The sequence below is a fragment of the Xenorhabdus entomophaga genome (assembly GCF_037996725.1).
GTDB lineage: Bacteria > Pseudomonadota > Gammaproteobacteria > Enterobacterales > Enterobacteriaceae > Xenorhabdus > Xenorhabdus khoisanae.
This window is the reverse complement of sequence record NZ_JBBMXH010000013.1, coordinates 37,990-51,201: the sequence shown is the minus strand read 5'-3', so window position 1 is coordinate 51,201 and position 13,212 is coordinate 37,990. Positions and strand designations below refer to the sequence as shown.

The window sequence follows — 13,212 nt, the reverse complement described above, 5'->3', positions numbered from 1 at the left end:
TCATGAGTTCACACTTGAAAAGAGTGACGCGTAGTGATGTTGCAAAAGAGGCTGGAACCTCAGTAGCGGTTGTCAGTTATGTTATCAATGGTGGCCCCCGACCTGTTGCAGAAGCGACTCGTCAGCGTGTATTAGCAGCGATTCAGAAAACGGGATATCGACCTAATAGTATTGCAAAGGCATTGGTTTCTGGGACGACACATGCTTACGGGCTTATTTTGCCAAATATTGCCAATCCTTTTCTTTCTTCTGTTGCTCATGCTTTGCAGCAGGAGGCATTCAGGCATGGGCAAGTTTTGCTGCCAGGGGATTCCGGGGATAATCGTACCCGTGAAAAAGAGTTGCTCAACAACTTATTGAATCGTCAAATTGATGGCCTGCTGTACACGAGTGTTGATCGCCATCCATATATTGATTTGATTCAGGCCAGTGGCACACCTTGCGTGATGTTGGATTGGGTTAATGCGGGATCAAATGTCAGTACGGTTCGTGTCAATGAACGGATCGCCGCATTTAAGGTGACCCAACATCTCACTCAGCATGGTTATCGGGATATTGCTATTATTTGTGGTCCTCTTGATATGTTGAATACACAAGATCGGCTGTCTGGTTGGCGTGATGCTTTGATGCAGGCAAATTTGGTGGTACGTGATGAGTGGATTTTTTCTACGAAATATACCCGTCAGGGAGGCTACGAAATCACTTTACAAATGTTAAAAGGAAAGCGGCCTCGTGCGCTGTTTGCCACCAATGAATTACAGGCATTTGGATGCCTGCGTGCGTTGGCTGAGCATGGAATCGCTGTACCTGATGATATTGCATTGGTTTGTTTTAATGCCACACAACAATCCCAGTTTAATGTACCGTCTTTGACGGCAGTGCGTCAGCCAATTGACAAAATGGCGCAAACAGCCATTGAAATATTGAGAACCTGGGATGGGAAAGCTCAGGAACGCGAGTTTGAATTTGAATTACAGATTGGTGAGTCTTGTGGTTGTCGCAGTATTTTTTGATTTTTTCCTCTTGGGTAGTGAAATAAAGTGTTTTTGTATTGATATTGGTTATTTTATATATATAACATGATTAACTATCATCATTGAAATTAAATTAATCTCTAACGAGTGTTAATAATAAATTTATTAGCTTTGTTTTTCTGATAGTTTTGTGTGTGACTTTGGTATGTGCCAGAGATATCTATATTGGATTTTTTTATAATTTAGCATTTGGAAGAGTTTTTTAATTCATTATCTAATAATGATGTAAATAATACAGTATTGCCCTGGGAATAATGAAATATAGACTTTAAAAGGTAAATAAGTGTAAAGTTAATCATCCTTTATAGTTTGTCTGTTTTTCCTTTATAAAATCTAATTTCAGTTAAGTGATATTATGAATTGGTATCTTGGTGTCTTTACAAAATATGCTATATTTTCAGGGCGAGCCCGACGTAAAGAATATTGGATGTTTTATTTGTTCAATATGATTGCACTTCTGGCACTCTGTATATTGGGTTCAGCAATTGATGAGTCCATTGGTGTGGTCTTGGTTGGTGCTTATACGCTTTTCTCCTTAATTCCAAACATCGCAGTAACGGTACGTCGCCTTCATGATACTAACCGCTCTGGATGGTGGTTTTTATTGATTTTTGTTCCATTATTTAACATTGCCTTATTAGTATTTACCCTGTTAGAAGGTACTCAGGGAGATAACGAATACGGAGCAGATCCGAAAAAAATGCCTTAATAATTTAAGGCATAACCTAAATTAAAAGTTCAGTTTGCCATCACTTTTAAAACGCTGTTCATAATTTTCTTACAGCGTTTTTTTATAAAAAATCGCTGTAAGAAAATAATACCGTTTTTCTAAATATCATAGATTACTTATTTTCTCCCTTTTTTGCATCACCCCGTAAATTGCTAATCCTCCCAATACCACGACAGCCATCATCAATGGTGTTGTCTGGCAAAGTCGGTTTCCAGCACTGCACCAAAACAGAGATACCCGACAGGTACGGCAAGGAATCGTGTAGAGGAAAACAGCGTCATTATGCGGCCAAATAGTTTTTCTGGTACTTGGCGTTGTATCAGAGTGACTTCAACGGGTGCAGAAAACCCAATGCACATGCCAATAGCGAAAAGCTGGATGAACAGGACATATTGTCCGCTGAATAGGTTCAGGGATATCAGAAACAGCACAAATAGGCTGTATCCAGAAAGGATTATACGGTTGCTGGAAAAATGTTTTCCGTAAACACCATACAGCAATGAAGAAAGCGTTGTGCCTGCGCCAAAGCAAGTCATTGAGACACCGAGGCTTAAAACAGAATTAAATTCCTGTTTATTCACATACGGTAGATAAACGATCAGGAGCGGTGTGAGCACAAAATTAACGACTGAACTGATGATAAGGACGGCAAAAATATTTTTTTCAGATTTTATATACCTGAATGCTTCAAGGAAATAATGACGTGATAACGGGGGCGTTTTAGTGACCTCATTGATATCGGCGACAAAGTGTTTTTTCAGAATAATCAGCCCCAGCGAGACGGCCAGGAAACTTATGGCATCGAAATATAACGCATTGATCGTACCGAGCAGGGCGATAATGAATGATCCGATAACAGGGCCGATCAAATCGCAAATATTCTCAATGGTGCCGTTGATCCCATTGATCAACTCATGTTCCCGTTTATTTTGCCTGATCTCCTTTGCCAGCATCACATCTTTTGCCAGTCTCCCCGGAGAATCCAGAATGGTGGAGAATATTAGCAAAACAGCCAACAGATAGAAGTGCAGTATATCCATTGTATAAAACACAGGGATCAGCAGGACACTGAGGAAATTCACCAAATCAGATGACACTGAGATGCGGAACGCCCCGTATTTATCCACTAATTGTGCGCTGAAGAAAATGGAAAAGATCAATGGCAGGATTTTTGCGGACATCACTGTAGCAACCAAAAGCGGGCTACCTGATATTTCCAGAATCAGCCACGGAGTCGCAATTTCAGTAATGGCGTTCCCTAAGATAGAAACGCCATTTAATGTCAGTAACCCACTAATTTGAAAAGGAATGTGTTTTATCATGTCCCGGCACTATTATAGTGATCCCGGTTTACGGGGTGGATTCCGCCCCGAAGTATTGACGGTATAACTACGCATTTCCTGACTAAAAACATCAACATGAGCCTGAAAAGGCGGGAATGGCAAGGTAATGTCGTGCTTGCGGAATTCCTGCAAAATGTGTTGGTTTACTTCATGGCGGGCAGGCATACGGTGCCCCATTTCTGCGGCATAAGCACGCAACTCATAAATCTGAATACCTTGCTGTAAATCCACTAAATAGACTTCCGGCATCGGGTTGTCGAGAATTAATGGCGAGCTTCTGGTGGCACTCATTAATATCTCCGTCGCATAGGCAGATTCAGTCTCAGCGGGTACAGGGATCGTCAGAACAATACGGGTGATTGTGTCAGACAATGACCAGTTGATAAATTGCTCAGTAATAAAGGCCTTGTTGGGAACGATAATTTCTTTCCTGTCCCAGTCAGATAGCGTGGTTGCACGTGTATTGATTTTTGTGATGCTGCCGGTCAGGCCACGGATCGTTACGGTATCGCCAATTCGAATGGGCTTTTCAAACAGGATAATCAGGCCGGAAATGATATTGGTAAAAATTTCCTGTAAGCCAAAACCCAGCCCAACCCCCATTGCGGCAATCAGCCATTGCAGTTTTGACCACTCAATACCCACCAGAGAAAAACCAACCAGACCACCAATCAGGGTAATACTGTATTTGGTCAGCGTTGTGATGGCATAACCTGTACCTGGTGATAGATCCAAATGCTGTAATAGGGCAAGTTCCAGCAATGCCGGCAAATTACGGACCAGTTGCGTAGTAATGATGATAACTAATATCGCAACGAGTATTGCACCGAGAGTAATTGGCTGGACAGTATCGACGCCGTTTATGGTCGTACTAACGCTCCAGAGCCTGATATTTTCAAGGAAAGAAAACGCAGAATGTAATTCAGACCACAATAGAATGAGTGAAACGAGAGCAAGCATTGTCAGGATCGAGCGTACTAACCCTAATGACTGGGCGCTGATGGCATCCAAATCAATAACAGGTTCTTCAACTTCGATCGAGCCTTCTACGCTACTGTTAATATTGCTTGAATCCTCTTCACTTTTGGCGCGTTGAGCCAGTATTTCTGCACGGCGCTGTTTGGCACGTTCAAAAGCAATTTTGCGCCGTTGGATCAGCATCCATCGACGAATAATGTGGTAAATGACCAGCAAGAAAAACCAGATAGCAACGGAGGTTTCCAGACGCCCCAGCAAAGCCTGTGATGTTTGCAGGTAGCCGAGAATCGAAGCAAATGCTGCCAAGATCGGGGCAGAAAACAGTATCCACCATAGGACAGAGCTAACGATATTTTCACCTGACCCATATTTGTCCATGTAAAGCGGGATACCGGCGCGTTTTAGGCTGTTAGTCACCAAACTTAAGGAAATACAGAGCATCACAAAACAGAGCCTGCCGAGGGTAGGGGTAAATTCCCGGTCGCTGTAATTGTTAAAGGTGATTAATGCCATCATGAGAGGCACGATCAGGAAAATGGACAGGCGATAGAACCGCATTGCCCGTTTTATGCGCTCTTCGGGCCAGCGAAAATGCGCGATAAATAAGCCATTAGGATGAGCAAACGCGGCACTGAGCATAAAGATCCATAGAACCGGCGTTGTTGCACGTACACCATCACCAATTGCGTTAGCCATCGGATACTGCCACGCATTTTGCAGGCCATAACCAATGGCTGACCAGAGCATTGGCAGCGGTAATGCCGCGATGATAGACCAGAAAACAGTACGCAAAGTAAGAGAGAAATGATCTTGTGTCACTTTGCCGATGCGATTGCTGGAACGCTCAAGAAAAGCATGATATTGGCGGTGCGAGCTGATACTGAAAATCACTAGTAGCAAAGTACCCAGCAGATAGAGCAGAGTATCCTGTGTGGTCAGCATATTATGGATTGCAGCACCTAACTGCGAAAATGTATCCAGAGACAGAAGGCGCGTCAGAGCCTGCACTACCTGTAGCGGATAATCCAGCGATATGGAGTTAACATCTGCGACCCAGAACAGATAGCGATGAGTGGCGTCCCGAACTTCTTTCACCGCATCATTTAATTGGTTGGTGGCTACTTTGAGCTTTGTTAATTCCAGAATTTCGCTGTCATACCCTGAAAGCAGAGAATTTAACAGCTCTTTCCGAGTCCGGGTCAGGGATTCATAAACTTGTTTCTGTGCCGGAGTCAGGGAGTCATATGAAGATGATGTCTGGTCAGAGTCGTTCTGTGAATGTTCCAGCATATCCTCGTATTTCAGCCGTTCAACCCGCAATTCGGCAATACTTCTGTCGAGTTGCTGGGATTTTGGCATATCAGGGATACGAGTGACCTGAGCTCTTAAGGCTTCCCCAAGTGCAGTGGAGTCGCTTAGCCATTGTGCCTGTTCACGAATAGTATTAAGTGTCTGGCGTACCAGCAAAATATCGCTGGCAGCCTTGCGCTGTTGTGAACCAATAACATCCATGCTCTGAGTCTGGTGGCTGAGCATTTGTGATAATTGGCGGTTTTGCTGAAGCTCATCCAGCAAAAATTGTGGCAGTTTCCCTCCACTCTGCTCTGCCAGCATTTCGGTATGTTCAAGTGCGGATTCCGCTTTTTGTTGGCGTTGGCTGTTTAGCTGACTGCGCAATTGTTGGAGTTTAAGATCCAGCCTCTGATAGCGTTTTTTAAATAAATCGGCCCGTATGCGGGCAATTTCTTGCCGGTTATTCGCAGAAAGTTGTGCCATTTCCAGTTCGTTGGTCACGGCTTTACGGGCGTTGACTTCTGTTTGGGCCAAAGTCAATTGTGCTTCAGAGAGGGGGGAGGCCGGTGAACCCAAAGACTGGAGACGGGAAGTCGCTTCTGTCAGCAGACGTTTCGCCTCAACCTGTTGCTGAGGCAACAGGTTCATAGAGTCGCTGATTTCCCGGATCTTATCCTGTTCTTGCTGTAATTGGCGTCCCTGTTCCAGTAATTCGCTACTAACCTGAATAATTTGTTGTTCTAAGTTACTGATAGACTGATTAGCAGGAATGGGGGGGACAGTATTACTTTCGGCAAGAATTTTCTGGCGTAATTCTCTGATGATAGATGGAAAATCATCAATCGACTGTTGATACTTTTGAGTGCGCTCATCGGCGGATTTTGTATCGTTAACCCAATTTATAGCCCCTTGAAGTGCTTGCGCGATTTCAGAACCTTGTGGATTCTTACTGCCTTCAACCTGCTTTAGCTCCTGTTTCAGCTGGGTTTCATCCAACTGTGTGATAGCGGCAAAAGCCGGATTTGCAATCAACAGGCTGAGAAGTAAACTGATAATCAGGCGCACAATAAGGGGCTCCTTGGTTCTAAAATTAGATGACGATGTCTTTACTCATTGGTTCATCATTTGCTGCTTCATCGGTATTCTCTGTCGGTTCTTCTGCCGTGATAGCCTGAGCCAGCAAACCACCCATGAGGGTTTGTGAACCGCTGTATAAATTATTGGCAAAATTAACCTGATTGGAAGCAAACAGGTTGATTACAGTTGAACCAAGTTTGAAGCGCCCCATTTCCTCTCCTTTTTTGAGAGAAACCACACCTTCTTCACCTTCTGCCGGATATGCCCAGCGTTTGATGATGCCTTCACGCGGTGGTGTGACACAACCGCTCCAAACGGTTTCAATACTGCCAACAATCGTTGCACCCACCAGAATTTGTACCATTGGCCCGAATGCTGTTTCAAACACACAGATGACACGTTCATTACGCGCAAACAAATTTGGTACATTGGCTGCCGTCAATGGATTGACTGAAAACAGATCGCCGGGAACATAGATCATTTCTTTTAGTACACCGTCGCATGGCATATGGACACGATGATAATCTTTTGGCGATAAGTAAGTGGTAATAAACTGACCGTTGCGGAATTGCCCGGCGAGTTGATATTGCCCTGCCAGAAGAGCTTCAACAGTGTAGTAGTGGCCTTTGGCCTGAATAATTTGCTCTTCGCGGATCGCTCCAAGCTGGCTGACGGTTCCGTCTGCCGGCAGAGCCAATTGATTGGCTTCACTGACGATAGGGCGAATGTCTTCCTTCAATGGACGGACAAAAAACTCATTGAATGTTGAGTAAGCAGTGAATGAAGGGTCTTTGGCTTCATTCATGTCCACTTTATAAGTTTTGGCGAAAGCTTTGATTACAAGTTGTGTCAGCCAGCCAGCCTTTTTATTGGCAAACCAGCCTGCCAAATTTGTAATACATTGTTTTGGCATTAAATATTGTAACCTGATTTTAAGATTATCCAGCACGTCAACCTCTTGGATTTTTTTCTGGCAAATTGGACAAAAGTTTTCTATTGTACCTGCCATTATTTTGAATGTCAGGGTATCGTTAATTATTGTCTTATTTTTGACCGCCTGTGAAATTTCGGCGTGGTTTAACTTGTGCCATGCTTTCCAGAATCCGGTGATAATTTTCGAAACGCTCTTCTGCAATAATGCCTTGTTCTAACGCTTCCCTTAAGGCACATCCCGGATCATCGTGATGTTTGCAGTCCCGGAATTTGCATCCGCCAAGGTATTCCCGGAACTCAATAAAGCCTTGTGTCACCTGCTCTGGTGTCAGGTGCCATAATCCGAACTCACGAACACCCGGAGAGTCGATCACATCGCCCCCCAACGGGAAATGATAGAGGCGTGCTGTCGTGGTGGTGTGCTGACCCAGGCCGGAATTATCAGAAACTTCATTAACCAGAATGTCTTTTTCAGTATCAGGCAGCAGGGTATTGAGCAAGCTGGATTTTCCAACGCCAGACTGCCCAGCAAAGATACTGATTTTATCAGCCAACAGGGAGGTAAGTTCAGCGATCCCTTCATCGGTATGGCTGGAAACTTCCAGTACGCGATAGCCGATATTGCGGTAAATGTTCATGGTATCGTTAACCCATGCCCGGCTTTCGGGGTCCAACAGATCGACTTTATTGAGTACGAGCAAAGGTTCGATGTTGAGTGTTTCACATGCGACTAAATAGCGATCAATAATATTCAGTGAAAGCTCCGGCAATATAGCGGAAACAATCACAATTTGGTTGATATTTGACGCGATAGGCTTGATGCCATCGTAGTAGTCGGGGCGTGTAAGCACAGAAGTACGCTCATGAACCGCTTCTACGATCCCATTCACTTTGACATCAGATTGGAGCTGCAACGCAGGACGCCATACAACGCGGTCGCCAGTCACTAATGAGCCGATTGTTCTGCGAATATTGCAACGCTGTATGGAAGAATCTGCGGCCTCAATATCGGCATGTTGTCCGAACCGGCTGATTACCAGCCCTTCCTGTGGGTCACCAAACTGGCTATCATCCATTTCTGGTTTGTTGGCATTAGCCTTGTTCAGCCTGCGCTGATGATTGGCTTGCACACGGCGTTGCTGCCCTTTGGAGAGTTTACTTTTAGCCACTGAACCTCACTTATTTTATCTATCTTGCTGATTATCGCTGTGAATGATCAAAAACGTTATGATACATCACCGATACAGACTACCTCTTTTGAAGGAAACTAGGATATATCATGTCAAAAAGTGAGAACAATCTTATCTGGATAGATTTAGAGATGACGGGATTAGATCCCGAGCGGGATCGCATAATCGAAATCGCAACTATTGTCACAGATGCGGAGTTAAATATCCTTGCAGAAGGCCCTGTGATTGCGGTGCACCAGTCAGATGAGCAATTGGCATTGATGGATGACTGGAATGTGCGGACGCATACTGCCAGTGGGTTGGTCGAGCGAGTGAAACAGAGCCAGTTTGCTGATGCTCAGGCAGAGAAAGCGACTATCGACTTTCTGGAACAGTGGGTTCCGGCAGGAAAATCGCCAATTTGTGGCAATAGTGTGGGGCAGGATCGCCGTTTCCTGTTCCGTTATATGCCAGAGTTGGAGAAATATTTTCACTACCGTTACTTGGATGTCAGTACGCTGAAAGAATTGGCCCGTCGTTGGAAACCTGAGATGTTGTCAGGGTTCAGTAAGAAAAATACCCATCAGGCGTTGGATGATATTCGGGAATCCATTGCTGAATTGGTGTATTACCGTGAGCACTTTATCCAGAAATAACGTTATCCAGAAAAAAATCAGGCATTGGTAAAAGGCTTGTACGTAAATTAATCGCTGCATTGATGATTAAGCGGATGATTTGCCGATTTAATCATCAATCAGAGAAAAAACGCGATTTTTTGTGTTTTGGGGCTTGCCAGAAGAATAATTCCTCGTATAATGCGCTCCCCGTACCGATGAATAATTTCAACAGTACGTCACACCAAGATTTAAGCGGGAATAGCTCAGTTGGTAGAGCACGACCTTGCCAAGGTCGGGGTCGCGAGTTCGAGTCTCGTTTCCCGCTCCAAATTAAAAGTTATGCAGGTGTGAAAAATTAGGCCGATATAAGCCATAAAAATGCGGGAATAGCTCAGTTGGTAGAGCACAACCTTGCCAAGGTTGGGGTCGCGAGTTCGAGTCTCGTTTCCCGCTCCAAATTCAGGACGGTAGATTTTTATCAAAGTCTGCAAGTCATAGAAAAAAGCGCCGAAAGGCGCTTTTTTTGTTTTCAAAATATCTAACCAAGGCCAACGGCCACGTGAACATTCAATGGTGCTGCGGTTTAGTCAGTTACAATGATGTCCAACACGTATTATCACATCGTTTTTTGTAATTCTTTCAGCAATGTTTCCTTACATTCCATCATATATTTCATCGCTTTTTGCTTCACATGTCCAAAACCACGCACCTGATTGGGTAATTCTGCAAGTTGCTGACAGGTTGCCAAATTATTGTGATCTATTTTTTCGATCAAAATATCAATTAATCGCTCATACTCAAGCAGCAAATTTCTTTCCTGCTTACGCTCTTCCTGATAGCCAAAAATATCGAAAATAGTACCACGCAGTGATTTACACGCAGCAAGAAAGTGGAGAATAGGAATAATCCATGAACCGTATTCCCGTTTTCCTCGTTGACCTGTGCGGGGATCTTTACGATTGAGAAGGGGAAGGCTGAGGTGAAAGCGAATTTTATTTGTATTATCGAATTGAGTTTTGAGATTATCGAAAAAATCAGTTTTGACGAAAAGGCGTGCAACTTCATATTCATCTTTGTACGCCATCAATTTAAATAAGTTTTCAGCAACTGCTCGGGTAATTTCTTCGGCATCAATCTGTTGCGCTACCATCTGAATCTGGGCAACACGGCTGAGGTAATGCATCGCGTATCTTTCATTCTGATAATCAACCAGCAATTGATATCGGTGCATCACGAGGTCGTCCAGACTTTTTATGCTTTTTTGTGGATGCATATTTAAATGCTCCTGTAAAATTTCTGGCTGTACAGCCGCGATACGGCCTATCAGAAAAGCCCGTCGCGCATTATCCGCTGAATTTTCCAGCTCTTGAATGGTATTGTTGATAGAAGATAAGGTGATCGGGAGTTTACCGAGTTGCCAGGTATAACCGATTAATATGATATTTGTTTGATCCCTGTCTCCTACCAGATGAGTAGCCATCATTTCTGCATCAATAGAGAGTAATGTGTGAGTATGTTGGTTAAGGATATCTAGCATTTTAGGTTGATCCAGATCCAACATCGGGGCTCGGAGCATTGCGCCAATCTGCGTTTCATGAGTGTTCAGGATACATTTCGTTGACCCCCTCGACATCACTTCCAGCGCATTTTGTCCTACCGCAGCAACGAGGTCAGCCGCGATAACCAGATTGGCTCTTCCCCGATCAACCCTGACTTGATGCAGTTTATTGGCGTCATGGCATAACCGAACATGGGTGATCGCTTCCCCTCCCTTTTGGGCAAAACCGGTAAAATTGAGCAAGCTGACGGCACAATCATCTAATTGTGCGGCATTTGCAAGGAGGTGTCCTGCGGTGACGATGCCTGTACCGCCGACCCCAACCAATAGGATTTCATAAGGGGTTTCCGCCAAGACAGGTGTTGGTAGTGGTAGTGGTAGTTTCTGGATAATTTTTTCTAAATCGGCTTGTGAAAGAATTTTGTTGAGATCGGGACATGGATTGGCATTTTCGACGGTGATAAAGCTGGGGCAAAACCCTTTCAGACAGGATAAGTCCGAATTACAAACGTGTTGATCTATTGTGCGTTTAGTGCCTAAAAGGGTTTTTGTCGGGATCACCGCGAGACAATTCGATTGTATTTGACAATCACCACAGCCTTCACAAATTTGCTCGTTAATGACAGCACGTCGCGTCACTTTGGGGGCTAACCCACGCTTTCTTTTGCGGCGAAGTTCTGTAGCACACTCTTGATCGTAGATGATGACTGTTACGCCGACAATCTCACGAAGTCGTTTCTGAATATCTTCCAAATAGTCCCGCCCATAGAGCTTCACACTGGCGGGAAGGCGGTTTTTATCTTTATATTTATCAGGACGGTCTGTCACGACAACGACTTCTTTTACCCCTTCTGAAATCATCAAAGAGGCAATTTGTAATATTGTAATGCTTCCATCCAGTGGCTGCCCGCCTGTCATTGCGACGGCATCATTAAACAGTAATTTATAAGTAATGTGACTTCCCGCAGCAACAGACTGACGGATAGCCAAGTGACCGGAATGAAAATAGGTTCCATCTCCCAGATTCTGAAATACGTGAGAGCGATTGACAAAAGGGGCATGTCCTATCCAATCGACACCTTCTCCTCCCATTGGCAAGAGGCCGCTTCCGGAGTTGCGATCCATCCATGCAGCCATGACATGGCATCCTATGCCAATTTGAGCTTGGCTACCGTCCGGCAAGCGGGTTGAAGTGCTATGGGGACACCCTGCACAAAAATAAGGGGTTCGTTTAGGCAAAGTGGCATCATGCGGAAGAATCGCTGTTGACCATTCTGGCGGTACGGAGAGAAAGAGGCCGAACTGTTGTAACCACCCGGAAAGCGGAGTTACGATCCGTGAGGGGCGTAATTCTATATCAGTCGGCAACAATTTTTGACCGAGATGGTTGTGTTTACCGATCAGATTGACATTTTTTCGTAACTTAACTAATTGATGTGCCAACAGCATTTCAACGATGGCTGCTTTCTCTTCAATGATAAAAATATCAGTGACTTGTGCAGCTAGTTCGCTGAGAAGCGGTGATAAAGGAAAAACCAAGCGTACATGAAGAAATGCGATTCCTTGTTGTGCCAAGTCGGAAGGCGTCAGTCCCCCAACACGCAGAGCTTCCATGACATCCTGATGGGCTTTGCCAACTGTGACCAATAAGGCGCGTGGTTGTTCGCAAGGTGTGAGGAGATAATCGATGGGGTTCAGTTTGGCAAAATCTTCAATGGCTTTTAGTTTATAGGCTAAACGCTTTTCAATCTGCGGGCCGGGGAGGTCTGGCCAACGCCAGTGCAGCCCATCGGGGCCAGAATCAATTTGGGGGATTTTGTACTCGGGGAAGGGTTTGCTTTCTCTGACGGCACCACTTTCCACAACTTCACTGATCGCCTTGAATCCAAACCATGCGCCGCTTATGCGTGAGGCTGCCCATCCCCATAGACCAACATCGAGGTAATCAGCAACCGATGCCGGATGCAGAATGGGCATGCTCCATGCCATCATCGCGAGATCAGATTGGTGGGACATGGAAGAAGAGACACAGCCATGGTCATCCCCGACGATAACCAACACCCCACCGTGTGGTGAAGAGCCATAGGCATTGCCATGTCTCAGTGCATCACCAGAACGATCGACTCCCGGCCCTTTGCCGTACCACATCCCAAAGACACCATTAACTTGCCTGTCAGGGTCAGACTCCACTTTCTGTGTACCCACCAGTGCATCTGCCGCAAGATCCTCATTGACTGCCGGCTGAAACCGGATGTTAGCTTGAACAAGTTCTTTGCTGTGTTGCCATAATGTTTGATCTAAACGGGCTAAAGGTGAACCGCGATAACCCGAAACGAATCCCGCTGTATTAAGATTATGGAGTTCATCTAATTTAGCTTGAGCGAGTAGAAGGTCAACCAGCGCTTCAGTGCCCGTGACAAATTTAGATTGATAATATCGAGCCATATCTTTGACCCTCTCTGAAGAGAATAATCATCTAA

The 13,212-nt window shown here is 44.8% G+C and carries 8 protein-coding genes and 2 tRNA genes; 5 read left to right on the top strand and 5 right to left on the bottom strand.

Translation table 11 applies throughout. The features are described 5' to 3' along the window. Positions 1-2: 2 nt before the first annotated feature. Both AAC854_RS04495 and AAC854_RS04490 read left to right on the top strand, forming a co-directional pair. Complete coding sequence (locus AAC854_RS04495) at positions 3-1,013, top strand: LacI family DNA-binding transcriptional regulator (RefSeq protein WP_340616056.1); 1,011 nt, start codon at positions 3-5, stop codon at positions 1,011-1,013. 376 nt (positions 1,014-1,389) lie between these two features. Continuing rightward, on the top strand, positions 1,390-1,743 hold the full coding sequence (locus tag AAC854_RS04490) for a DUF805 domain-containing protein (protein WP_340616055.1): 354 nt from the start codon (positions 1,390-1,392) through the stop codon (positions 1,741-1,743). A gap of 203 nt (positions 1,744-1,946) precedes the next feature. On the opposite strand, the gene AAC854_RS04485 is transcribed toward AAC854_RS04490, so the two are convergent. From AAC854_RS04485 to rsgA, 4 genes are all read right to left on the bottom strand, one after another. Then, a complete protein-coding gene (locus AAC854_RS04485) occupies positions 1,947-3,086 on the bottom strand; it encodes an MFS transporter (RefSeq protein ID WP_340616054.1) in 1,140 nt (379 codons plus the stop codon). A 12-nt stretch (positions 3,087-3,098) separates the two neighbouring features. Continuing rightward, on the bottom strand, positions 3,099-6,443 hold the full coding sequence (gene mscM / locus AAC854_RS04480; protein ID WP_340616053.1) for a miniconductance mechanosensitive channel MscM: 3,345 nt from the start codon (positions 6,441-6,443) through the stop codon (positions 3,099-3,101). 25 nt (positions 6,444-6,468) lie between these two features. Continuing rightward, a complete protein-coding gene (gene asd / locus AAC854_RS04475) occupies positions 6,469-7,404 on the bottom strand; it encodes an archaetidylserine decarboxylase (protein ID WP_340616052.1) in 936 nt (311 codons plus the stop codon). Between the two features lie 94 nt (positions 7,405-7,498). Next, positions 7,499-8,557 carry a small ribosomal subunit biogenesis GTPase RsgA gene (gene rsgA / locus AAC854_RS04470; protein ID WP_340616051.1) on the bottom strand — a complete coding sequence of 353 codons (1,059 nt, stop codon included), beginning with the start codon at positions 8,555-8,557 and terminating at the stop codon, positions 7,499-7,501. Positions 8,558-8,667: 110 nt separating this feature from the next. On the opposite strand from rsgA, the gene orn reads away from it, so the two are divergent. From orn to AAC854_RS04455, 3 genes are all read left to right on the top strand, one after another. Beyond that, positions 8,668-9,213 (top strand): oligoribonuclease, encoded by a 546-nt coding sequence (gene orn, locus AAC854_RS04465; RefSeq protein ID WP_340616050.1) that lies wholly within the window; start codon positions 8,668-8,670, stop codon positions 9,211-9,213. A gap of 213 nt (positions 9,214-9,426) precedes the next feature. Continuing rightward, positions 9,427-9,502: transfer RNA gene (locus AAC854_RS04460), tRNA-Gly, on the top strand. A 52-nt stretch (positions 9,503-9,554) separates the two neighbouring features. Beyond that, a tRNA-Gly gene (locus AAC854_RS04455) sits at positions 9,555-9,630 on the top strand. A gap of 160 nt (positions 9,631-9,790) precedes the next feature. Here AAC854_RS04455 and AAC854_RS04450 read toward each other — a convergent pair. Beyond that, positions 9,791-13,177 (bottom strand): indolepyruvate ferredoxin oxidoreductase family protein, encoded by a 3,387-nt coding sequence (locus AAC854_RS04450; RefSeq protein ID WP_340616049.1) that lies wholly within the window; start codon positions 13,175-13,177, stop codon positions 9,791-9,793. Between the last annotated feature and the right edge of the window lie 35 nt (positions 13,178-13,212).